The following is a 22,644-nucleotide window of genomic DNA, read 5'->3' as shown; positions in this document are numbered from 1 at the left end:
AGCTTTACAGGCCTTCCACGGGACTCGTTTCCGAACCGAAGATCTGGCAACCGAATGCAAACCCGCCCGGCGCGCCGGCGAGGGGCCCGGCGAAGCGCAGTGCCGGCAGGCGGTGGCGGCCGGGCAGGACGTAGGTGCCTGCGGGGCCGGACAGCGCACGCGCCTGAACCTTCGTCAGCGGTTTCGTCCACGCGGCGTACGTCGCCTTGAATGCCGGTGCCGCGTCGTCCTCGGCGTTCTCGCCGATATTCATGGCCCACGGCACGGGTTTCGGCACCGGAGCCAGCTGGCGGTCCCGCGCATACGCGGCAACGTCGCCGCTCGTCTGCGCATACACCTTCAGGTCTTCGTCGGCAGGGGTGTCGCCGGACGGCCGTCGATAGAGGTGAATGACGTTCACCGGGTAGCCGTCGATCGTCAACGGTTGCGGAAACCGGAAACGCATTTCGGACCAGCGATCGTCCGGATCATCGTGCCGCGCATCGACGATCGCGTCGCCATCCCCGGCGAAGCCCGAAATCGACACGCCGGCCTTTCTGAGCGCCGCGCGTTCCTTCGGCAGCGGCCAGCGCGCGGTCGTCGAGCAATTCAGCAATGCGCGGAGCCCGGACGCGGCGATGGTGGTGTCTTGCGCGTGCACGGCTGCCGGCGTGCATAGCAGGGTTGCGGTCAGCAGGAATGTCAGCGGCGTGGCCGGCAGCGGGCGCCGTGGCTCGGGGCGTGAGCGCAGATTTCGCATGATTTGTTCTTTTGGCGGTGGCGTATCCAGCGGCCATGCACATGTCTGGTCGCGGTTTGTAACGTGGCGAGACGCTTCCATGAGTCGGATTTCAAGGCGGGATCGAGTGTATCGGAACAATAGCGATCGACAACCGGCTCACTGTGTCCGGGCGCCTTATGTCACCGGGTGGCTTTCGATAAACTGCGAAACCTCAAATCAAGATGCGAAAGACCATGAAGAATAAATCGCTGATGGTGGTTGCGGGGGCTATTGTCGTTCTGGGCGCGGTGACGAGCTACGCCAGCCCATACATGACGCTTCACTCGATGCGCTCGGATATTATCGATAAAGATGCAGACGGATTTTCTTCCAACGTCGATTTTCCGGCATTTCGTGAAAGTTTGCGCGCACAGCTCAAGACGATGATGCAAAACAAGCTGTCCAGCGATCCGCAACTCAAGCAAAATCCATTCGCCGATATCGGGATGATGCTCGGCATGAGTGTCGCTAACCAGATTATCGATACGATGGTGACACCCGCCGGCGTGATGCACATGATGGCCGATGCCAGTTCCAAGCCTCCCGCCCGATCTGTCGATGCGCCGGCGTCCACTGCGGCGTCTGCGTCGGAATCGAGTCGCGTCGATTACTCGGTCAGGTATCGAAACTGGTCTACGGTTGCCGTGACGGCTCAACGCGATCGTAACGAGCCGATCGAGTTCATATTCAAACGCAACGGGTTATGGTCGTGGAAGTTGTCGGCTGTCACGCTTCCGCCCAGCGTGACAAGTGCCGATTAACCAGAACGGAAAGGACCGGCTTCCCGGTTCGGAGATCGGCAGCGAGCCCTTCTTGTGGGTTCGCGTTTGAGCACGACGGAAAACCGATTGCCGCATGGTTGCCCGACCCTGATCGGGCTACCGTAGCATGGCCATACGGCGAACGCCTACCCGTTGCGGGGCCCCTCAGCGCCGAATCAGGGCGTTACGCTTCCGCCTTCCAGTCCCCCGACTTCCCGCCGCGCTTCTCCAGCACGCTCACATCGGTGATCACCATCCCGCGATCGACGGCCTTGCACATGTCGTACACGGTCAGCAGCCCGACCTGCACCGCGGTGAGCGCCTCCATCTCGACGCCGGTCCGCCCGAACGTCTCGACCTGCGCGACGCAGCGCACGCCCGGCAGCGCGTCGTCGAGCTCGAAATCGACCGCGACGCGGGTCAGCGCGAGCGGATGGCACAGCGGAATCAGGTCGGCGGTGCGCTTCGCGCCCTGGATCGCCGCGATGCGCGCGACGCCGAGCACGTCGCCTTTTTTCGCCTTGCCGTCGCGGATCAGCTCGAACGTCGCCGGCAGCATCCGGATCGTGCCGCGCGCGACGGCGATACGCTGCGTTTCCTGCTTGCCGCCGACGTCGACCATGTGCGCGTGGCCGGCGGCGTCGAAATGGGTGAGTCCAGACATGTCGTGCTCCTGTCGATCGAATCCGCCGCACGGGCGCCCGGTTCGATCCTGTGCATAGCTTGAAGGGCGCCTATCATAGCAGCGGGCGCTCGCGCCGCCGGGGCACAACCGGCGGACGGTCCGTGCGGGACAGCCGGACCGGCGCCGGTACAATGGCCACAATATTCATATCAAACGCCGCGAGGCGCGCGCCGCGCGCGGGACGGCGTCGCGATCATCCTGCCATGCGTGTCAAACAGTTGCTTGTCGCGTTGCTGTCGGCGGCCCTGGCGCTGCCGCCCGACGGCTTCGCGCAACGCACGGGCGCGTTGCCGCTCGAGGCTGCGCCCGCCGGTCTCCCGTCGATCTCGACCGTGCCGTCCGGCATTGCGCCCGACGTATTCGGCACCTACGGCGGCGCCGAGAGCCGGTTTTCCGGCGCCACCGGCGTGTCGAATTCCGCCGCGGGCCTGCGCGCGCCGCTGCGGGCGCTGCAGCTGCCCGACCTCGGCGACGGCTCCGGCGGCGCGCTGACGCCGCAGGCCGAGCGCAAGCTCGGCGAACGGGTGATGCGCGAGGTGCGGCGCGACCCCGACTATCTCGACGACTGGCTCGCGCGCGACTACCTGAACGCAGTGGCGGCGCGGCTCGCGGCCGCGGCCGCCGCGCGCTTCATCGGCGGCTATGCGCCCGACTTCGAGCTGTTCCCGGTGCGCGACGCGCAGATCAATGCATTCTCGATGCCGGGCGGCTTCATCGGCATCAACACCGGGCTCTTCATCACGACGCAGACGGAATCCGAGCTTGCGTCGGTCGTCGGCCACGAGATGGGCCACGTGCTGCAGCGGCATATCGCGCGGATGATCGGCGCGAGCGAGAAGACCGGCTATACGGCGCTCGCGACGATGCTGCTCGGCGTGCTGGCGGGCGTGCTCGCGCGCAGCGGCGATCTCGGCAGCGCGATCGCGTTGGGCGGGCAGGCGTACGCGGTCGACAACCAGCTGCGCTTTTCGCGCTCGGCGGAGCGCGAGGCGGACCGCGTCGGCTTCCAGCTGCTCGCGGGCGCGGGCTACGACCCGTACGGGATGCCGGGGTTCTTCGAACGGCTCGATCGCGCGTCGATGGGCGATGCGGGCGTGCCGGCCTACGCGCGCACCCACCCGCTGACGGGCGAGCGGATCGCCGACATGGAGGATCGCGCGCGGCGCGCGCCGTACCGCCAGCCGCACCAGTCGGCCGAATACGGGTTCGTGCGCGCCCGGCTGCGCATCCTGCAGAACCGCGCACCGACCGACATCGCGGCCGAGGCGCGCCGGATGCAGCTCGAGATCGAAGACCATACCGCGTCGAACGTCGCTGCGAACTGGTACGGCGTCGCGCTCGCGAATACGCTGCTCGGCCAGTACGACGCGGCGGGCCAGGCGCTGGCGGCGTCGCGTGCCGCGTTCGATGCGCGCGCGCGGCGCGACGACGCTCCCGCGGCGAGCTCGCCGAGCCTCGACGTGCTCGCCGCGGACCTGGCGCGCCGCGCGGGGCGCACCGACGACGCGGTGCGGCTCGCGGCGCTCGCGCAGCGGCGCTGGCCGGCGTCGCACGCGGCGATCGTAGGACATCTGCAGGCACTCCTGGCCGCGCGCCGCTTCGGAGAGGCGCAGACGCTTGCCCGCACGCAGGCGCAGGCCGATCCGCAGCAGCCGGACTGGTGGGACTATCTCGCAAAGGCGAGCGACGGCAAGGGCGACATGCTCGCGCGACGCCGCGCGCTGGCGGAGAAGCTCGCGCTCGACGGCGCGTGGCCGGCGGCGATCCGCCAGCTGAAGGACGCCCGCGATGCAAAGGATGTGTCGTTCTACGACCAGTCGATGCTCAACGCGCGCCTGCTCGAATTCGAGGCGCGCTACAAGGAAGAGCGCGAGGACGAAAAGAACGGCAGGAGCTAGCCTGTCGCGGCGGCGTCAGTGTTCGGCGGTCGGCGCGGCGCGCGCCCGTTCGGCCGGGCTCGCGACGAAGCCGAAGCGCGCCGGCACGTCGGCGCGCGCAATCTCGCCGAGCGGCAGCGCGCGGTCGTCGCGCCAGCGCAGCACGGGCGGCGTCGCGTCGAGATCCGCGTGATCGGCGAACAGCCCGAGATCGTGGTCGTGCAGCGCGGCGACGCGCGGCGGCGCGCCGGCGGCGCGAAACAGCACGCCGCCCGCGTCGTCGAGCCATGCTTCCTGCGGCTCGAACGGCCGGCCGGCCTGGTCGGCGAGCGTGAGCTGGCCGTCCTGTTCGGCGAGCCGCACGATCCACGGGGTATACGCGAGCTCGACGTACACGCGCTGCGGCCCGTTCTGGAAGAACCACTGGCCGTGCTCGTCGGCTTCGTAGTTGCGGGCGATGAACGCGACCAGCGCCGCATGGCGCAGCGGCGCGCCGGGCTCGCCGGCCGCCTGCGCGGCGTCGTCGCGCAGGCGCCAGTCGCCGCGCCTGTCGAGCAGCAGCCAGCCGGTGCAGTGCGGCACGTCCGGCCACTTGGCGAGCGCCTGTTTGACGATGTCATCCATGGTCGACGAACCTGGCGCAATAGCCGAACACCCGCACCGACAGCCAGTCGAGCCGGCCGGGGAACGGCCCGGTCATGAAACCCGCGTGGCCGCCGGCTTCGGGCTGGTCGAGCTCGACGGCGCGCGACACGTCCGCCGGGCCGGGCAGCGCCGACGCGGGCAGGAACGGGTCGTTGCGGGCGTTGAGGATCAGCGTCGGCACGTCGATCGCGGGCAGCAGCGGGCGGGTGGTCGCCTGCGTCCAGTAGTCGTTCGCGTCGGCGAAGCCGTGCAGCGGCGCGGTGACGACGTCGTCGAAGTCGTGCATCGTCACGGCGTTCAGCATCGCTTCGCGGTCGAACAGGCCCGGAAACTGCTCGAGCTTGACGAGCGCCTTGCGCTTCAGCGTCTTCAGGAAGCTGCGCGTGTAGAGCATCGCGAAACCCTGCGACAGCGCACGGCCGCCCGCATGCACGTCGAGCGGCGTCGAGATCGCGGCGGCGGCCCGCACGATCGACGTGTCGCTGCGGTGCTCGCCGAGCCAGCGCAGCAGCACGTTGCCGCCGAGCGACACGCCGGCGGCGACGATCGGCCCGCGATGCTGCGCGGCGAGGCGCCTGAGGATCCAGTCGACCTCGGCGCTGTCCGCGAGGTGGTAGAAGCGCGGCCGGCGGTTCATCTCGCCGCTGCAGCTGCGAAAGTGCGGAACGACGCCGTGCCAGCCCTTCGCGCGCGCGGCGGCCATCAGCGCGAGCGCGTAGTGCGAGCCGGAGCTGCCTTCGAGGCCGTGGAACAGCACGAACAGCGGCGCGTCGGGCGCCGGCGCCGCGCTGTCGAGATGGGCGATCCAGTCAAGATCGATGAAGTCGTGATCGGGCGTTTCCCATCGCTCCCGCCGGTAGGCAACGACCGGTCGTCGCGCGAACAGCGCCGGCACGATGGTTTGCGCATGGCTGTTCGGCAGCCAGCGTGGCGCGCGATAGCGCAGTGTGTCGTCGTCCGGGGTGTTGCCCCCGTCAAGCGATGTGGGCGGAGAAGCCGTACTCATGATCGCCCCGCGTCTTGGTCAATTCGTCAATGCAGCGGGCCTTGCCCGTGGCGGATCTTGGCGGCGAACTGCCCGGCCGCCTGTTCGGGAATCGGGCTCGCATGGATGTGCGCGATGCGCCATTCGCCACGCTCGTGAATCATCACGTAGGTGGCGAACACCATGTCGGGCTCGGCAGTGAGGTCGGCCTGCTGATGCGCTTCGGCGATCGTGTAGACGACGGTGCCGAGGCTGTCGTACACGCGGATGTCGAGCGGCTCGATCGTCACCGGCTGCGTGGACAGCCGGGCGCCGAGCCCGCTGCGGATCTGGTCGAGGCCGTGCAGATGCGCGCCGTCCGCCCAGATGCAGCTGGCGAAATCCTCGTCGATCCACAGGGCCATCAGCGCGTCGAGGTTGGCATCGGCGATGGCTTGGTAGTAGGCGTTGAGCGTATCGGCGGCGGCTTCGAAGAGGCGGGCAAAACGTGGCATCGGGTTGTTCTCTCGCGCGCATCGCGCGCCGTATTCAGCACGGCGGCCAGGAGGCCGCCGCGCACCGGTGAATCGGATTGCCCGGCGCGCGCCTCGCGACGCTGCCGGTGTAGGTCAGCGTTGCCCGACGAGCATGCCGCGCAGATCGCCGAATACCTGTTCCGGGCCGAGTTCACGCAGGCACTTCAGGTGGCCGAGCGGGCACTCGCGCTCGAAGCAGGGACTGCATTCGAGATGCAACCATTGTACCTTCGCCAGCTCGGACAGCGGAGGGGTATGACGCGGATCCGTCGAGCCGTACAGCGCGACGAGCGGCCGGCGCAGCGCCGCGGCGACGTGCATCAGCCCGGAATCGTTGGTGACGACCGCGTTCGCGCGGGCGATCAGCGCGCACGCCTCGGACAGCGACGTCTGCCCGCACAGGTTGCGCACGTGCGGCGCGTGCTCGGCGATCGCCTGCGCGGCCGCGGCGTCCTTCTGCGAGCCGAGCGCGATGATCTGCGTGTACGGGAACGACTGGTGGACGATCTTCGCGAGCGATGCGAAGTGCTCGGGCGGCCAGCGCTTGGCCGGGCCGTATTCCGCACCGGGGCAGAACACGACGAGCGGCATCCGTGTATCGAGATTGAAACGTGCGGACACGCGCGCCGTTTCATTCAGGTCGGCTTCGAGGCGCGGCGGGGGCAGGGTTTTCATCGACTCGGGCAGCTTCGCGCCCGGCGCGTACGCGAGCGCCGCGTAGTGGCCCGTCATCGGCGGCCGCTCGCCGTGCGCCTTGTTCGGGTTCGCGTGCCGCACGTTCAAGAGGCCGTAGCGGTGCTCGCCCGTATAGCCGATCCGCAGCGGGATGTTCGCGAGCCACGGGATCACCGCGGATTTCAGCGAGTTCGGCAGCACGTAGGCCGCGTCGTAGCCGTTGTCGCGCAGGTCGCTCGCGAGCTGCCAGCGGCGCAGCAGCTGCAGCTTGCCGTGCGCGAGATCGGTCGCGTAGACATCGTGGATCTCCGGCATGCGCTCCAGCACCGGCGCGACCCATGAGGGTGCGACGGCATCGATCGCGATGCGGGGATGGAGTTTCTTCAGCAGCGCAAAGAGCGGCTGCGCCATCAATGCGTCACCGATCCAGTTCGGTGCGATAACCAGCGCTCGACGCATCAGGTCGATTTCCGATGTCGTAATGAAACACGGCGCCTGGGCGCCGTGTTCGGGTTGCCAGAATGGGAAAGGGCGGCGCGCCGGTCATCCGGTCGCGCCGCCGTGCAGCGCATCAGTCCGGGCTCAGTGGCCCTTGACGACCTCGCCGTCGCGCAGCTTGTAGCGCGTGCCGCAGTACGGGCAGCGCGCCTCGCCGTGCGACACGTCGATGAAGACGCGCGGGTGCGCGCTCCAGCGGGCCATCGCCGGGTTCGGGCAGTAGGCGGGAAGATCCTTGGCCGTCAGCTCGACCAGCGGCATTTCCTTGATTTCACTCATGAGTCTTTCTCTTGTTCACTCTTTTGTGGGGCATTCGCGTGCGGCGCGCGCTCAGACCTTCGTCAGCCAGTGCGCGTACTTCGCGTCCTTGCCCGACACGATATCGAAAAATGCCGATTGCAGCTTTTCCGTGATCGGGCCGCGCGCGCCGCTGCCGATCGTGCGGTTGTCCAGCTCGCGGATCGGCGTGACTTCGGCGGCGGTGCCGGTGAAGAACGCCTCGTCGGCCGTGTAGACCTCGTCGCGCGTGATGCGCTTCTCGATCACCTCGATGCCGGCGTCCTTCGCGAGCGTGATGATCGTGTCGCGCGTGATGCCGTCGAGGCACGACGACAGGTCCGGCGTGAACAGCTTGCCGCGGTTCACGAGGAAGAAGTTCTCGCCCGAGCCTTCCGACACGTAGCCGTCGACGTCGAGCAGCAGCGCCTCGTCGTAGCCGTCGGCGGTCGCTTCCTGGTTCGCGAGGATCGAGTTCACGTACCAGCCCGACGCCTTCGCGCGCACCATCGACACGTTGACGTGGTGGCGGGTGAACGACGACGTCTTCACGCGGATGCCCTTCGCGAGGCCTTCCTCGCCGAGGTACGCGCCCCACGGCCACGCGGCGATCGCGACGTGGATCGTGTTGCCCTTCGCGGACACGCCGAGCTTTTCCGAGCCGACCCAGATGATCGGGCGCAGGTAGCACGACTCCAGCTTGTTCTCGCGCACGACCTCGCGCTGCGCGCCTTCGAGGGTTTCCTGGTCGAACGGCACGTCCATCTGGAAGATCTTCGCGGAGTTCAGCAGGCGCTTCGTGTGCTCGTGCAGGCGGAAGATCGCGGTGCTGCCGTCGGCCGTCTTGTACGCGCGCACGCCTTCGAAGACGCCCATGCCGTAGTGCAGCGTGTGGGTCAGGACGTGGATCTTGGCATCGCGCCAGTCGATCAGCTTGCCGTCCATCCAGATCTTGCCGTCGCGGTCGGCCATTGACATAGGATTCTCCTGTCGGAAGCGGTTGTGTGCTGCGTTGAGCGGGAAAGACGCACATTTTAGCGTCATTTGGCGTCGGCCCGGTCGGTTGGCGAAGGGGCGAGGCTATAATCGTCCGGTACCGATTCCAACGACGACGGGCTGCGCCGGCAGGAGACGCCGACGCCTCTCGCAAACCGCCCGCCGCGGCGCCTCCCCATGCTTGCTCGATTGTCCGCCACCGACCGCTTCGCGCTGATCCAGGGCGCGCGCGACTATTCGCCCACGCTGATGGCCATCCTGTCCTGGGGGCTCGTCACGGGCATCGCGATGAGCAAGTCGGTGATGACGCTCGGGCAGGCGACCGCGATGTCGTTGCTCGTCTACGCGGGCTCGTCGCAGCTCGCGGTGCTGCCGCTCCTCCTCGCGAAGCTGCCGCTCTGGACCGTGCTGCTCACCGCCGCGATGGTCAACACGCGCTTCGTGATCTTCAGCGCCGGGCTTGCCCCCCATTTTTCCTACCTGCCGTTGTGGCGGCGCCTCGCGATCGGCTATTTCAACGGCGACGTGATCTACCTGCTGTTCCAGAAACAGGGCTTCGCGACCGGCCACGTACCGGGCAAGGAGGCGTATTTCTGGGGGATGGCGCTGTCGAGCTGGCTGTCGTGGCAGGTGTCGTCGATCGCCGGGATCCTGCTCGCGAGCTTCTTTCCCGCGAGCTGGGGGCTCGAGCTCGCGGGCACGCTCGCGCTGATCCCGATCATGGTGTCGGCGGTCGCGAACCGCTCGACGCTGGCCGCCGTCGCGGTCGCCGGCGTCGTGTCGCTGGTTGCGTTCGACCTGCCGTACCGGCTCGCGCTGCCGCTCGCGGTGCTGGCCGCGCTCGCGGCCGGCTGCACCGCCGACTTCTTCGTCGAGCGGGCCGACTGGCGCCGCATCCGCACTGAAACCGTGCAGCAGAAGGAGGTCGAATGAGCGCCGTGCACATCTGGCTCGTCATCATCGGCATGACGCTCGTCACGGCCGTTACCCGCGCGCTGTTCCTGATCGGCGGCGAGCGCACCGTGCTGCCCGAGCGCGCGCAGCGCGCGCTGCGCTACGCGCCCGCGGCGGCGCTCGCGGCCGTCGTGCTGCCCGACGTGCTCGAAACCCCGGCCGGGCTGTCGTTCGCACTCGCCAATCATCAGTTCTATGCGGCGCTCGCCGGCTTCGGCTGGTACCTGTGGCGGCGCAGCATGCTCGGCACGATCGTCGTCGGGATGCTCGTGTTTACCGGCCTGCGCCTGGTCGCCTGATGCGCCGGCATGGGTTTTGCTGCATCGCAACATTCCGGTTTGTCCCAAATAGGCGGAATTCGCCGCCATGCGGGCAGCCGTCCGAACGGATCGGCTAGAATGCCCGTTCCAGATTCTTTACCCGTGCGCGTCATGCGGATCCGCCAGCCACGGCCGCATCCGGCGCCCCCAGCGGCAGCCCGCGCACGTGTTGCGTACGACCCCCTTTCCCCATCCACTACTTCAATTTGTCCAACATGAGCCAAGTCAAGCGTCTTACCGACCTGATCGCCGCCGGCCAGCTCGCCGGCAAACGCGTGTTCATCCGCGCCGACCTGAACGTCCCGCAGGACGACCACGGCAACATCACCGAAGACACCCGCGTGCGCGCGTCCGTGCCGGCCATCCAGGCTGCGCTCGACGCGGGCGCGGCGGTGATGGTCACGTCCCACCTCGGCCGCCCGACCGAAGGCGAGTTCAAGCCGGAAGATTCGCTCGCGCCGGTCGCGAAGCGTCTCGCCGAGCTGCTCGGCCGCGACGTGCCGCTCGTCGCGAACTGGGTCGAGAACGGCGTGAACGTCGCGCCGGGCCAGGTCGTGCTGCTCGAGAATTGCCGCGTGAACAAGGGCGAGAAGAAGAACTCCGACGAGCTCGCGCAGAAGATGGCGAAGCTCTGCGACGTGTACGTGAACGACGCGTTCGGCACCGCGCACCGCGCGGAAGCGACGACGCACGGCATCGCGAAGTACGCGCCGGTCGCGTGCGCGGGCCCGCTGCTCGCCGCTGAACTCGACGCGCTCGGCAAGGCGCTCGGCAACCCGGCGCGCCCGCTGGTGGCGATCGTCGCCGGCTCGAAGGTGTCGACCAAGCTGACGATCCTCAAGTCGCTCGCGGAGAAGGTCGACCAGCTGATCGTCGGCGGCGGCATCGCGAACACGTTCATGCTCGCGGCCGGCCTGTCGATCGGCAAGTCGCTCGCGGAAGCCGACCTTCTCGACGAGGCGAAGGCGATCATCGACGAAGCGCGCAAGCGCGGCGCGTCGGTGCCGATCCCGACCGACGTCGTGACCGCGAAGGAATTCTCGCCGACGGCCGCCGCGACCGTGAAGAAGGTCGCCGACATCGAAGCCGACGACATGATCCTCGACATCGGGCCGGAAACGGCGAAGGCGCTCGCGAGCCAGCTCGAGAAGGCCGGCACGATCGTCTGGAACGGTCCGGTCGGCGTGTTCGAATTCGATCAGTTCGGCAACGGCACGAAGACGCTTGCCGACGCCATCGCCAAATCGTCCGCGTTCTCGATCGCGGGCGGCGGCGACACGCTCGCGGCCATTGCGAAGTACGGCATCCACGACCAGGTCAGCTACATCTCGACGGGCGGCGGCGCTTTCCTCGAGTTCCTCGAGGGGAAGAAGCTGCCGGCGGTGGAAGTGCTCGAAACGCGGGCGGCCTGAGCGTGGCGGCGCGCGCAGGGGGGACGAAGGCCGCGCGCTCCGCGAAGGCGGAGCCGACGGCCGGCGCGGGCAAGCGCAAACGCGCGCCCGCGCGGGCGAACACCGCCCCGCGCGCACCGGCGGCTGCCGGCGACGCAGCCGTGCTGCAACACGAGATTCAGAATAAAGCGACGCCGGGCGCAAGCACCGGCGCGCCCTCCGGAGCGGCGGCCGCTGGGCCTGCCGCGTCCGGCTCTCGCAGCGTTTCACCCAGCGCATCCACCTTGATCCAGATGAGGAGTTTCATGCAGCGCGCCACCAAGATAGTCGCCACGATCGGCCCGGCTTCCAGTTCGCCGGAGATTCTGCTGCAGATGATGCAGGCGGGCCTCGACGTCGTGCGGCTCAATTTTTCGCACGGCACCGCCGATGATCACCGCCAGCGCGCCGAGATGGTGCGCGAGGCCGCCCGCAAGGTCGGCCGCGAGATCGCGATCATGGCGGACCTCCAGGGGCCGAAGATCCGCGTCGGCAAGTTCGAGAACGGCAAGACGACGCTCGAGCCGGGCCAGCCGTTCGTCCTCGATGCGGGCTGCGAGCTGGGCAACGACGGCCGGGTCGGCCTCGACTACAAGGAGCTGCCGCGCGACCTGAAGCCCGGCGACGTGCTGCTGCTGAACGACGGCCTGATCGTGCTGACCGTCGAGCGCGTGCTCGGCGACGAGATCCACACGATCGTCAAGGTGGGCGGCGAGCTGTCGAACAACAAGGGGATCAACCGGCAGGGCGGCGGGCTGTCGGCGCCGGCGCTGACCGCGAAGGACATGGAGGACATCCGCACCGCGATGTCGCTCGGCGCGGACCTCGTCGCGGTGTCGTTCCCGAAGAACGCGACCGACATGGAAATGGCGCGCCAGCTCGCGAACATCGCGGGCGCGCCGTACGGCATCAAGCCGAAGATGATCGCGAAGATCGAGCGCGCGGAAGCGATTCCGGCGCTGCAGAGCATCCTCGACGCGTCCGACGGCATCATGGTCGCGCGCGGCGACCTGGCCGTCGAAGTCGGCAACGCGGCCGTGCCGGCGCTGCAGAAGCGCATGATCCGGATGGCGCGCGAGTCGAACAAGCTCGTGATCACCGCGACGCAGATGATGGAATCGATGATCCACGCGCCGGTGCCGACCCGCGCCGAGGTGTCGGACGTCGCGAACGCGGTGCTCGACGGCACCGACGCCGTGATGCTGTCGGCCGAGACGGCCGCGGGCAAGTTCCCGGTCGTGACGATCGAGACGATGGCGGCCGTCTGCGTCGAGGCCGAGAAGTCCGAGCACGTCGAGCTGGACAAGGATTTCCTCGACCGCACGTTCACGCGGATCGACCAGTCGATCGCGATGGGCGCGCTGTTCACCGCATACCACCTGGGCGCGAAGGCGATCGTCGCGCTGACGGAATCGGGCGCGACCGCGCTGTGGATGTCGCGCCACTACACGCACGTGCCGATCTTCGCGCTGACGCCGCGGGTCGGCAGCGAGCGCACGATGGCGCTGTACCGCAACGTCACGCCGCTGCACGTCGACTTCAACAGCGATCGCGACGCGGCGCTCCAGCAGGCGATCGAGCTGATCGTCCAGCGCGGGCTCGTCGCGCGCGGCGACATGGTCGTGCTGACCGTCGGCGAGCCGATGGGGCAGGCGGGCGGCACCAACACGCTGAAGATCGTCCGGGTCGGCGAGCACTACTGACCGCCGGACTCGATCCGACACTGTTTTATTGCGAAAAGCCGCGCGGGGTCTGATGCCCCGCGCGGCTTTTTTTCTGATTTTTGCCCGCATTGTGCCGTGCGAAGGTAACAAATTGCGAGCGAAGGCCGCCAACCGGTCGGATTCGGAGGCGCTTCGCGATAAAATGCGGCTATTCGACGCTCAGCCGCGCCCGTCCGCCCGGGGTAACCCTGGCCAGGCCGCGCCGGCGCTCAGGGCGCACCGGTTTTCATTCAAGGAGTTCCACAATGCCTCTCGTATCAATGCGTCAATTGCTGGACCACGCGGCAGAGCACGGCTACGGCCTGCCGGCCTTCAACGTGAACAACCTGGAGCAGGTGCAGGCGATCATGGCGGCGGCGGACCAGGTGGGCGCACCCGTGATCATGCAGGCATCGGCCGGCGCGCGTAAGTATGCGGGCGAGCCGTTCCTGCGCCACCTGATCGAAGCGGCGGTCGAGTCGTATCCGCACATCCCGGTCGTGATGCACCAGGACCACGGCCAGTCGCCGGCGGTCTGCATGGCGGCGATCCGCAGCGGCTTCACCAGCGTGATGATGGACGGTTCGCTCGAGGGGGACGGCAAGACGGTCGCATCGTACGAGTACAACGTCGACGTGTCGCGCAAGGTCGTCGAGATGGCGCACTCGATCGGCGTGACGGTCGAGGCGGAACTCGGCGTGCTCGGCTCGCTCGAGACGATGAAGGGCGACAAGGAAGACGGCCACGGCGCCGAGGGCACGATGACGCGCGAGCAGCTGCTGACCGATCCGGAGCAGGCTGCCGACTTCGTGAAGCTCACGCAGTGTGACGCGCTCGCGATCGCGATCGGCACGTCGCACGGCGCGTACAAGTTCTCGAAGAAGCCGACGGGCGACATCCTGTCGATCCAGCGCATCAAGGAAATCCACGCGCGCATCCCGAACACGCACCTCGTGATGCACGGTTCGTCGTCGGTGCCGCAGGAGCTGCTGGAAGAGATCCGCCAGTTCGGCGGCGACATGAAGGAAACCTACGGCGTGCCGGTCGAGGAAATCCAGGAAGGCATCAAGCACGGCGTGCGCAAGATCAACATCGACACCGACCTGCGTCTCGCGATCACCGGCGCGATCCGCCGCTACCTGTTCGAGAACCCGGGCAAGTTCGATCCGCGCGACTACCTGAAGCCGGCGCGCGAAGCGGCGAAGAAGGTCTGCGTCGACCGCTACCTCGCGTTCGGCTGCGAAGGCCAGGCCGCGAAGATCAAGCCGGTGTCGCTCGACAAGATCGCCGAGAAGTACAAGGCGGGCGAGCTCGCGCAGGTCGTGCGCTGAGACTGTAGTACGATCCGGGGCTGCCGGCCGGCGGATGTCCGCCGGCCGTGACCGTCCCGCCGGCCGAACCCGGGCCGGCCGGCGCCGTCCGGGCCGCGTGCCCGGGCGCGCCGAAGAATCGCAAGGCCGCCGTTCCCGCCAGCCGCGGGGAACGGCGTTTCCCTTTTTGTTTGGCTCCTTATCTGCGAAAAGACGATGTCTACCCTCTACGAATCCACGCTCCGCTCGCTGCCGCTCCTCGGTCGCGGCAAGGTCCGCGACAACTACGCGGTAGGCAACGACAAGCTCCTGATCGTCACGACCGACCGCCTGTCGGCATTCGACGTGATCATGGGCGAGCCGATTCCGAACAAGGGCCGCGTGCTGAACCAGATGGCGAACTTCTGGTTCGACAAGCTCGCGCACATCGTCCCGAACCACCTGACGGGCGACGCGCCGGAAGCGGTCGTCGCGGCCGACGAGGTCGAGCAGGTCAAGGGCCGCGGCGTGGTCGTCAAGCGCCTCGAGCCGATCCTCATCGAGGCCGTCGTGCGCGGCTACCTGGCCGGCAGCGGCTGGAAGGAATACCAGGAGAGCGGCGCCGTGTGCGGCGTCAAGCTGCCGGAAGGCCTGCAGAACGCGCAGAAGCTGCCCGAGCCGATCTTCACGCCGGCCGCGAAGGCCGAGATGGGCGAGCATGACGAGAACATCACGTTCGAGGAAACCGAGCGCCGCATCGGCACCGAGCTGGCCGCGACGATCCGCGACATCTCGATCAAGCTGTACAAGGAAGCGGCTGACTACGCGGCGACGCGCGGCATCATCATCGCCGACACGAAGTTCGAATTCGGCCTCGACAACCACGGCAAGCTGTACCTGATGGATGAAGTGCTGACGGCCGATTCGTCGCGCTTCTGGCCGGCCGACCAGTACCAGGTCGGCACGAACCCGCCGTCGTTCGACAAGCAGTTCGTGCGCGACTGGCTCGAGGCGCAGCCGTGGGGCAAGACGGCGCCCGCACCGGCGCTGCCGGCCGACGTCGTCGAGAAGACGGCCGCGAAGTACCAGGAAGCGCTCGAGCGCATCACCGGCGAGCGGCTCGCCTGAGCTTCGACGAAAGGAACGCGCGATGAGTGAAGTCCAGACTGCCCACACGCACAGCGCGCCGCTCGTCGGCGTGCTGATGGGTTCGAGTTCCGACTGGGACGTGATGAAGCATGCGGTGGCCATCCTGCAGGAGTTCGGCGTGCCGTACGAGGCGAAGGTCGTGTCCGCGCACCGGATGCCCGACGAGATGTTCGATTATGCGGAGAAGGCGCGCGAGCGCGGCCTGCGCGCGATCATCGCCGGCGCGGGCGGCGCGGCGCACCTGCCGGGCATGCTCGCCGCGAAGACGACGGTGCCGGTGCTCGGCGTGCCGGTCGCGAGCAAGTACCTGAAGGGCGTCGATTCGCTGCACTCGATCGTGCAGATGCCGAAGGGCGTGCCGGTCGCGACGTTCGCGATCGGCGAGGCCGGCGCGGCGAACGCGGCGCTGTTCGCGGTGTCGATCCTGTCCGGCACGTCGGTCGACTACGCGAACCGGCTCGCCGCGTTCCGCGTGCGCCAGAACGAGGCCGCGCACGCGATGGTGCTGCCGCCGCTGGAATGAATGCAACGGGCCGCCCGGACCAGGGCTGCCCGGCAACCGGGCAGTCGAACCCGGATTGTCCTCACTGCGGCGGGCGCGCTGCCCGCCGTGACCGACCACTGACATGACCACTCCTCAATCCACTTCCCCGATCCTGCCCGGCGCCTGGCTGGGCATGGTCGGCGGCGGCCAGCTCGGCCGCATGTTCTGCTTCGCCGCACAAGCGATGGGCTACCGGGTCGCCGTGCTCGATCCCGATCCGACGAGCCCCGCCGGCGCGGTCGCCGACCGCCACCTGCGCGCGGCGTACGACGACGAAGCCGCGCTCGCCGAACTGGCGGCGCTGTGCGACGCGGTGTCGACCGAGTTCGAGAACGTCCCGGCCGCGAGCCTCGATTTCCTCGCGCGCACGACGTTCGTCGCGCCGGCCGGCCGCTGCGTCGCGGTCGCGCAGGACCGGATCGCGGAGAAGCGGTTCATCGAGGCGTCCGGCGTGCCGGTCGCGGCGCATGTCGTGATCGAATCGGCCGCGGCGCTCGCCGCGCTCGACGATGCGGCGCTCGACGCGGTGCTGCCGGGCATCCTGAAGACCGCGCGGCTCGGCTACGACGGCAAGGGGCAGGTGCGGGTGAGCAGCGCGCAGGAAGCGCGTGACGCGCACGCGGCGCTCGGCGGCGTGCCGTGCGTGCTGGAGAAGCGCCTGCCGCTGAAGTACGAGGTGTCGGCGCTGATCGCGCGCGGCGCCGACGGCCGCTCGGCCGCGTTCCCGCTCGCGCAGAACACGCACCACGCCGGCATCCTGTCGCTGACGGTCGTGCCGGCGCCGGCCGCCGATGCCGCACTCGTCGAGAAGGCGCAGCAGGCTGCAGTGCGGATCGCCGACACGCTCGGCTACGTCGGCGTGCTGTGCGTCGAATTCTTCGTGCTCGAAGACGGCTCGTTCGTCGCGAACGAGATGGCGCCGCGTCCGCACAATTCCGGCCACTACACGGTCGATGCATGTGCGACGAGCCAGTTCGAGCAGCAGGTGCGCGCGATGACGCGCATGCCGCTCGGCAATCCGCGCCAGCATTCGCCGGCCGCGATGCTGAACATCCTCGGCGACGTGTGGTTCCCGGACGGCGCCGCGGGCGCGTCCGTCACGCCGCCGTGGGACCAGGTCGCCGCGATGCCGGCCGCGCATCTGCACCTGTACGGCAAGGAAGAGGCGCGCGTCGGCCGCAAGATGGGCCACGTGAACTTCACGGCCGCTACGCGCGACGAAGCGCTCGGCGCGGCCACCGCGTGCGCGCAGCTGCTGCGCGTGCCGCTCGACTGAGCGCCGTGCCGATGTCCAGCGATCTTCCGAAGTCCGTGACGCGCGCGCAGATCGACGCGGCCGCCGCGCTGCTCGATGCGGGCCAGCTCGTCGCGTTTCCGACCGAAACCGTTTACGGGCTCGGCGGCGACGCGGCCAATCCCGAGGCCGTCGCGCGCATCTACGCGGCGAAGGGCCGGCCGGCGAATCATCCGGTGATCGTGCACCTGCCGCCGGGCGGCGATCCGGGCTACTGGGTCGAAGACCTGCCCGACGATGCGCAGAAGCTGATCGACGCGTTCTGGCCCGGCCCGCTGACGCTGATCCTGAAGCGCCATCCGCGCATTCCGGACGCCGTGAGCGGCGGGCAGGACTCGGTCGGCCTGCGTTGCCCGTCGCACCCGGTCGCGCAGGCGTTGCTGGATGTGTTCAGCGCGCTGCGCGGCGGGCACGGCGGGGTGGCTGCGCCGTCAGCGAACCGCTTCGGGCACGTGAGCCCGACAACCGCGCAGCATGTGCGCGACGAGTTCGGCGACACGGTGCACGTGCTCGACGGCGGGCCGTCGGAAGTCGGCATCGAATCGACGATCCTCGACCTGTCGCGCGGCTTCCCGGCGCTGCTGCGCCCGGGCCACGTGACGCCGCAGCAGATCGCCGACGTGCTCGGCCGCGCGCCGCGGCTGCCGGACGGCAGCGACGCGACCGCGCCGCGCGCGTCCGGCACGCTGAAGGCGCATTACGCGCCGCGCACGCCGCTCGCGCTGCTGCCGTTCGATCAACTGGAGCCGCTGCTCGCCGCCGCGCACGCGGCCGGCGAACGGGTCGCGCTGGTCGCTCGCGCATCGCGCGCGGGCCGCTGGGCGCAGGCCGCCGACGTGCATTTCATCGCCGCGCCGGAAGATCCGCAGGCGTATGCGCACGCGCTCTACGGAATGCTGCGCGCGCTCGACCGGGCGGACGTCGCGCGGATCCTCGTCGAGAAGCTGCCCGACACCGTCGAATGGATCGCGGTCAACGACCGGCTCGGCCGCGCGGCGGCCGCGTTCGAAGCGCAGGGGTGATCGCGGCAGCGAGGCACGTGCCGACGCCGTAGGTCGCTTGCCGACGAGCACGCATTGTGCGACGCGTCGGGATCGGAAAAACAAACGCCCGACCGGTGAACCCGGTCGGGCGTTTTCGCTTGTGTTCGCGTTCGCAGGCGCGAAGCATCCGCCGTCCGGTCCGCAGCAGCTGCGCGGACCGGACGCGGTGCTTACTTGCCGACGCCGGTCGCCGCGATCTGCTTCTCGACGAACTGTGCGATCAGCTGACCCATGTGCGTCGACGGGTGGACCGTGTCGGCGAACATATAGGTCTGGTCCGCGTTCGCGGTCGTGTAGGTCTGCGGCGAGCAGAACAGCGACGAGCCGAATGCGGTCGGCATCGGCGCGCCGAACGCCTTCGCCGCGTTGATCATCGCCTGCAGGTTGCACGCGGTGCCGGTGTTCGACACCGTGAAGCCGTTCGCCTGGAAATTGGCCGTGATGCCGTTCTGCCACGTGAAAATGTCGAGCAGCACGTACTTGGTCGTGTCGACCTTGAGCCTCTGCAGCTCCGCGACGAGCGTCTGGTTGAACACCCCCGACAGCTGCGTGAACGCCGCCTGCGTGCCGCCCGCCACTGCCATTGGCGTGCCGCCGATGTCCGGCATGTTCGACACGAACACGTGCGTGCCGCCCGCCGCGACGATCTGCTGGACGATGCCTGCGTACTGCAGCGCGGCGAGCCCGACCGCCCGTGCCGCCGCGAGCTGCGCGGCCGGCGTGTTGCCCTGCGCCTGCGCGACCTGTGCCTGATAGAAGATGTCGTTCGCGCCGCCGTTGAGCAGCACGATCTGGCCCGCGTTGAAGCTGCCGTGCTGCGACAGGTACTGCTTGACCTGGTCGGCGATCGGCATCGTCGTCGCCTGCGCGTAGTCGGAGTTCGGCACGCTCGCGTCCGCGTGGCCAACGCCCGGCTGCTGCGTGACGCGCGCGCCGCCCTGCGCGTAGCCGAGGCCGCCCGTCGCCTGCAGCGGGATGCCGAAGCCGCCCTGGTTGGCGGGCTGCAGCGTGTCGCCGTAGTAGGTCGCGACGAGCTGCGGCCAGACCTGCCCCGGGTTGGTCGTGAAGCGCCCGCCGCCGAAGCCGAGCAGGATCTGCGAATAGGTGCCGGCGTCGGACAGGCTGTCGCCGAACGACACGATCTGCATCTTCACGCCGGACGGCGGCGTGGCGGACGCGTTGTTATTGTCGTCGCCGCCACCGCATGCGGCGAGCAGCGCGAACGCGGCGCCTGCGATCGCAACCTGGGCGGTGCGCAGCAGGCGGTGCCGTGCGCGGGACGGTGCGGTTCGTTGTGGTTGCATCGATCGATCTCCTCGTAGATATGGCCTGATGTTTCGCATCTGCCGCATGCCCGCTCAGGTCCGGGGCGCGGCGGCCGTTGGCTGAAAGTTGTTCTCTAGCGATTCGCGCCCGCAGGCGGCGCCGTGCGCGGATCGTCGGCGGCGGCGCCGGCCATCCGCGCATGATAAGCGCTCGCCCATTCGGGCGGCCCGAAAACCGCGCGCAGCTTGTTGCGCCATCCGGGCACGCGCCACGCATCGGCGGCCATCGAGCTCCACTCGTGGAACGTCGCGACGAGCGGATTGTTCGAGCCGAGCCGCTCGACGATTCCGTATTGGGGCGGGTCGGCCGGCGTCTCCTCGACGAAGCTGCCGAACAGCCGATCCCAGATCACGAGCACGCCCGCATAGTTGCGGTCGATGTAGCGCGGGTTGCGCGCATGGTGCGCGCGATGGATCGACGGCGTGTTGAATACGTATTCGATCCAGCCGAGCTTGCCGAACGCCTGCGTATGCACGAAGAACTGGAACGCGAGGTTGATCAGCACGATGCCGACGATCTGCTGCGGCGGAAAGCCGAGCAGCGCGAGCGGCAGCCAGAACGCCCACATGCCGGCGACCGGATACATCAGGCTCTGGCGCATCGCGGTCGAGAAATTCATCCGCTCGGACGAGTGGTGCACGACGTGCGCGGCCCACAGCCAGCGCACGCGGTGGCTCGCGCGATGGAACACGTAGTAGAGGAGGTCCTGAGCGACGAACAGCACGGCGAACGACAGCCAGCCGTCCTGCCACGTGAACAGGCGGTAGTGCTGGTAGCAGTACGCGTACACGGGAATCACGAACAGCCATGCGACCTTGTCCGCGCCCTGGTGCATCAGCGCGAGCGCGGCGTTGCACAGCGTGTCGCGCCAGCCGTAGATGGCGGCCTGCGGACGGGTGCGGGCGAAGTGCCAGGCTTCCCAGCCGATGCAGAGCAGGAAGACGGGCGCCAGCGCGAGCAGAAGCAATTCGACGTCGAATCGCATGGGCGTGTCTCCTCCTTCTTTCCCCTGCAAGTCTCGTGGCCGGGCAGTCGCCCGATTGTGAATATTGGTCAGGCGACAGCCTACGCAATCGGGTCGCGCTAGGCGAGAGGGCAGCGTAGAGGGTTCCCTCAGAGGGCAGGGTTTCTACCGAAGCCGCGCCGTGCGGGGCTGCGCGGTGCGGCCCCGTTTTGTCGGCGCGGGTAGCCCGGGCGGCCGCGTGCCGGCCGCCGCCGGCACGGCCGTCAGTGCGCGCCCGCGTAGATCCATTCGAGCAGGCTGTCGTGCGCGGCGCGCGCGGCTTCCGCGTGATCGTCGTTGATGAAGCTGACGACGACGTAGCTCTGGCCGTCCGCGCCCGCGACGTAGCCGGCGATCGCGCGCACGTCGCGCAGCGTGCCGGTCTTGATGTGCGCGTTGCCGAGCACGCCCGCGTTCGTGAGCCGGTTCTTCATCGTGCCGTCGATGCCGGCGATCGGCAGCGAATCGATGAACGCCTGCGCGACCGGGCTCGCGTTCGCGGCCTGCAGCAGCGCGGCGAGCGACTGCGCGCTCACGTGCTCGTCGCGCGACAGGCCCGAGCCGTTGTCGAGCACGAGCTCCGGCATCGCGATGCCGCTTTTCTGCAGGAACGCGTGGATCACGCGGCTCGACTGCTCGGGCGTCGCGGGCGGCTTGCCGCTTTCCGCGCCGATCGTCAGGAACAGGTTGCGCGCCATCACGTTGTTGCTGAACTTGTTGATGTCGTAGACGACGCTGCCGAGCACCGGGCCGTGGTGCACGGCGACGGGCCGCGCGGTCGACGGCACCTTGCCCTCGCTCACGGGGCCCGCGATGGTGCCGCCGTCCTGCTGCCACAGCGCGAGGAAGCCGCGCGCGAAGAACGTCGAGTGGTCGAGGATCGCGAGGTTGGTCGTGCGCGCGCCGCAGCGCAGCGGATAGTCGCCCGCGAACGACGCGGTCAGCATGCCGTCGCCCGCCGTCAGCGTCGGGCGCGCCGCGGCCGCTGCCGCGCCGCACGAGCCGTTGCCTTCGTAGAGCTGGTTGTCGATCGACAGGTTCGCGAGCGGCGGCAGCACGTCGATCGCGACCTTGCCGTCGTCGCCCGGCGTCAGCGTGAACGAGACGGCCTTGAACGCGTACAGCAGCGGATCGGGGCCGACGTTGTACGGCGCGCTCGCGTCCTCGTCGAACGCCGGCAGGTCGCGCGTCGACGCCGCGAAATAGGTCTTGTCGAGCACGAGGCCGCCGCTCACGCGCTTGATGCCGGCCTTGCGGATCTTGTCGACGAGGTCGATCAGCTCCTCCGGCACGAGCTTCGGATCGCCGGTGCCCTTGATGTACAGGTTGCCCTGCAGCGTGCCGTCCAGGTCGAGCGGGCCGTCCGCATAGGCGGACGTGCGCCAGCGGAAGTCGGGGCCGAGGATCGACAGGCCCGAGAAGGTCGTGACGAGCTTCATCGTCGATGCCGGCAGCATCGGGCGGCTCGCGTTCCACGCGACGAGCGGCTCCGGATCGCCGACCCGCTCGACGACGACGCTGATTGCCGACGCGGGCACCTTCGCGCGCTGCAGCGCGACCAGCACGGACGGCGGCAGGCCGGCCGCGCGCGCGGCGGCGGACACGACGGGCGGCTTGTGCGGCTTCTTGCGGGCTTGCGCGGGCGGCGCGAAGGACAGGGCGGTGCAGGCGGCGAGGACGGCGGCGGCGCGCAGGCAGAGGCGGGCGCGGGGCGCGAACCGGGCGGCGAGGACGGAAATCGGCATGGACGAATACGGGAAAGCGGGTGCGTGAGCGCGGCGCGCGCGGCGCCAAAGCGCCCATTGTAGAGACAAGTTGGGTCGGATCCGATGAAACCGCCGCGGTGTGGTGCGCGATGCCGCGCGCGCAATCCGCGGCGCTACAATGGTCGGCATGATTCACTCGTCCCACGGATG

General features: G+C 68.8%; 23 protein-coding genes. 11 read left to right on the top strand and 12 right to left on the bottom strand.

Annotated features, from left to right (window positions below; genetic code table 11):
• Positions 1–4: 4 nt before the first annotated feature.
• On the bottom strand, positions 5–859 hold the full coding sequence (locus ACFIMZ_RS16110; protein ID WP_431820368.1) for a hypothetical protein: 855 nt from the start codon (positions 857–859) through the stop codon (positions 5–7).
• Positions 860–954: 95 nt separating this feature from the next.
• On the opposite strand from ACFIMZ_RS16110, the gene ACFIMZ_RS16105 reads away from it, so the two are divergent.
• The gene (locus tag ACFIMZ_RS16105; protein ID WP_431820367.1) at positions 955–1,521 is read left to right on the top strand and encodes a DUF2939 domain-containing protein; all 567 of its coding nucleotides are present in this window, start codon (positions 955–957) and stop codon (positions 1,519–1,521) included.
• Positions 1,522–1,705: 184 nt separating this feature from the next.
• Here the strand turns inward: ACFIMZ_RS16105 and moaC are convergent, their stop codons facing one another.
• A complete protein-coding gene (gene moaC, locus ACFIMZ_RS16100; protein ID WP_431820366.1) occupies positions 1,706–2,185 on the bottom strand; it encodes a cyclic pyranopterin monophosphate synthase MoaC in 480 nt (159 codons plus the stop codon).
• 224 nt (positions 2,186–2,409) lie between these two features.
• Between moaC and ACFIMZ_RS16095 the strand changes: the two genes are divergently transcribed.
• Positions 2,410–4,104 carry a M48 family metalloprotease gene (locus ACFIMZ_RS16095; protein ID WP_431820365.1) on the top strand — a complete coding sequence of 565 codons (1,695 nt, stop codon included), beginning with the start codon at positions 2,410–2,412 and terminating at the stop codon, positions 4,102–4,104.
• A gap of 15 nt (positions 4,105–4,119) precedes the next feature.
• Here the strand turns inward: ACFIMZ_RS16095 and ACFIMZ_RS16090 are convergent, their stop codons facing one another.
• The 6 genes from ACFIMZ_RS16090 to ACFIMZ_RS16065 all read right to left on the bottom strand — a co-directional run bounded on the left by ACFIMZ_RS16090 (position 4,120) and on the right by ACFIMZ_RS16065 (position 8,655).
• On the bottom strand, positions 4,120–4,707 hold the full coding sequence (locus tag ACFIMZ_RS16090) for a DUF2946 family protein (RefSeq protein ID WP_431820364.1): 588 nt from the start codon (positions 4,705–4,707) through the stop codon (positions 4,120–4,122).
• Entirely contained in the window at positions 4,700–5,734 is a 1,035-nt protein-coding gene (locus tag ACFIMZ_RS16085; protein WP_431820363.1) for a hydrolase, read from the bottom strand. The genes ACFIMZ_RS16090 and ACFIMZ_RS16085 overlap by 8 nt, the downstream gene beginning before the upstream one ends.
• 26 nt (positions 5,735–5,760) lie before the next feature.
• Positions 5,761–6,207: a nuclear transport factor 2 family protein gene (locus ACFIMZ_RS16080; protein WP_124598201.1), complete on the bottom strand. Its 447-nt coding sequence runs from the start codon at positions 6,205–6,207 to the stop codon at positions 5,761–5,763.
• Between the two features lie 114 nt (positions 6,208–6,321).
• Complete coding sequence (gene waaF / locus ACFIMZ_RS16075) at positions 6,322–7,362, bottom strand: lipopolysaccharide heptosyltransferase II (RefSeq protein ID WP_431820362.1); 1,041 nt, start codon at positions 7,360–7,362, stop codon at positions 6,322–6,324.
• A gap of 123 nt (positions 7,363–7,485) precedes the next feature.
• Positions 7,486–7,680 carry a zinc-finger domain-containing protein gene (locus ACFIMZ_RS16070; RefSeq protein WP_006749970.1) on the bottom strand — a complete coding sequence of 65 codons (195 nt, stop codon included), beginning with the start codon at positions 7,678–7,680 and terminating at the stop codon, positions 7,486–7,488.
• 51 nt (positions 7,681–7,731) lie between these two features.
• Positions 7,732–8,655: a branched-chain amino acid transaminase gene (locus ACFIMZ_RS16065; RefSeq protein ID WP_431820361.1), complete on the bottom strand. Its 924-nt coding sequence runs from the start codon at positions 8,653–8,655 to the stop codon at positions 7,732–7,734.
• A 195-nt stretch (positions 8,656–8,850) separates the two neighbouring features.
• Here ACFIMZ_RS16065 and ACFIMZ_RS16060 point away from each other — a divergent pair, with 195 nt between their 5' ends.
• The 3 genes from ACFIMZ_RS16060 to ACFIMZ_RS16050 all read left to right on the top strand — a co-directional run bounded on the left by ACFIMZ_RS16060 (position 8,851) and on the right by ACFIMZ_RS16050 (position 11,359).
• Positions 8,851–9,606, top strand: coding sequence for an AzlC family ABC transporter permease (locus tag ACFIMZ_RS16060; protein WP_431820360.1), 756 nt, complete (start codon positions 8,851–8,853; stop codon positions 9,604–9,606).
• Positions 9,603–9,926, top strand: a complete 324-nt coding sequence (locus ACFIMZ_RS16055) for an AzlD domain-containing protein (RefSeq protein ID WP_060168316.1) — start codon at positions 9,603–9,605, stop codon at positions 9,924–9,926. Before ACFIMZ_RS16060 ends, ACFIMZ_RS16055 begins: the two co-directional genes overlap by 4 nt.
• Before the next feature lie 236 nt (positions 9,927–10,162).
• Positions 10,163–11,359, top strand: a complete 1,197-nt coding sequence (locus ACFIMZ_RS16050) for a phosphoglycerate kinase (RefSeq protein WP_431820359.1) — start codon at positions 10,163–10,165, stop codon at positions 11,357–11,359.
• 157 nt (positions 11,360–11,516) lie between these two features.
• Here ACFIMZ_RS16050 and ACFIMZ_RS16045 read toward each other — a convergent pair whose 3' ends face one another.
• Positions 11,517–11,645, bottom strand: coding sequence for a hypothetical protein (locus ACFIMZ_RS16045; RefSeq protein WP_010090807.1), 129 nt, complete (start codon positions 11,643–11,645; stop codon positions 11,517–11,519).
• Between ACFIMZ_RS16045 and pyk the strand changes: the two genes are divergently transcribed.
• From pyk to ACFIMZ_RS16015, 6 genes are all read left to right on the top strand, one after another.
• A complete protein-coding gene (pyk, locus tag ACFIMZ_RS16040; protein WP_431820358.1) occupies positions 11,644–13,080 on the top strand; it encodes a pyruvate kinase in 1,437 nt (478 codons plus the stop codon). The genes ACFIMZ_RS16045 and pyk overlap by 2 nt on opposite strands.
• A 266-nt stretch (positions 13,081–13,346) precedes the next feature.
• Positions 13,347–14,411 (top strand): class II fructose-bisphosphate aldolase, encoded by a 1,065-nt coding sequence (gene fba / locus ACFIMZ_RS16035; RefSeq protein WP_431820357.1) that lies wholly within the window; start codon positions 13,347–13,349, stop codon positions 14,409–14,411.
• Between the two features lie 195 nt (positions 14,412–14,606).
• Positions 14,607–15,497: a phosphoribosylaminoimidazolesuccinocarboxamide synthase gene (locus ACFIMZ_RS16030; RefSeq protein WP_431820356.1), complete on the top strand. Its 891-nt coding sequence runs from the start codon at positions 14,607–14,609 to the stop codon at positions 15,495–15,497.
• A gap of 22 nt (positions 15,498–15,519) precedes the next feature.
• Positions 15,520–16,041, top strand: coding sequence for a 5-(carboxyamino)imidazole ribonucleotide mutase (gene purE / locus ACFIMZ_RS16025; RefSeq protein ID WP_006413303.1), 522 nt, complete (start codon positions 15,520–15,522; stop codon positions 16,039–16,041).
• Between the two features lie 103 nt (positions 16,042–16,144).
• Positions 16,145–17,338 (top strand): 5-(carboxyamino)imidazole ribonucleotide synthase, encoded by a 1,194-nt coding sequence (locus tag ACFIMZ_RS16020; RefSeq protein ID WP_431820355.1) that lies wholly within the window; start codon positions 16,145–16,147, stop codon positions 17,336–17,338.
• An 11-nt stretch (positions 17,339–17,349) separates the two neighbouring features.
• Positions 17,350–18,378, top strand: a complete 1,029-nt coding sequence (locus ACFIMZ_RS16015; RefSeq protein ID WP_431820354.1) for an L-threonylcarbamoyladenylate synthase — start codon at positions 17,350–17,352, stop codon at positions 18,376–18,378.
• Between the two features lie 191 nt (positions 18,379–18,569).
• On the opposite strand, the gene ACFIMZ_RS16010 is transcribed toward ACFIMZ_RS16015, so the two are convergent.
• From ACFIMZ_RS16010 to dacB, 3 genes are all read right to left on the bottom strand, one after another.
• Entirely contained in the window at positions 18,570–19,703 is a 1,134-nt protein-coding gene (locus tag ACFIMZ_RS16010) for an SGNH/GDSL hydrolase family protein (RefSeq protein ID WP_431820353.1), read from the bottom strand.
• Positions 19,704–19,798: 95 nt separating this feature from the next.
• Positions 19,799–20,710 carry a sterol desaturase family protein gene (locus ACFIMZ_RS16005; protein ID WP_431820352.1) on the bottom strand — a complete coding sequence of 304 codons (912 nt, stop codon included), beginning with the start codon at positions 20,708–20,710 and terminating at the stop codon, positions 19,799–19,801.
• Positions 20,711–20,952: 242 nt separating this feature from the next.
• Positions 20,953–22,473 (bottom strand): D-alanyl-D-alanine carboxypeptidase/D-alanyl-D-alanine endopeptidase, encoded by a 1,521-nt coding sequence (dacB, locus tag ACFIMZ_RS16000; protein WP_431820351.1) that lies wholly within the window; start codon positions 22,471–22,473, stop codon positions 20,953–20,955.
• Between the last annotated feature and the right edge of the window lie 171 nt (positions 22,474–22,644).

Source organism: Burkholderia sp. F1, from assembly GCF_050813845.1.
GTDB lineage: Bacteria > Pseudomonadota > Gammaproteobacteria > Burkholderiales > Burkholderiaceae > Burkholderia > Burkholderia ubonensis.
The sequence above is the reverse complement of the archived record's forward strand: the minus strand, read 5'-3'. Positions and strand labels throughout refer to the sequence as shown.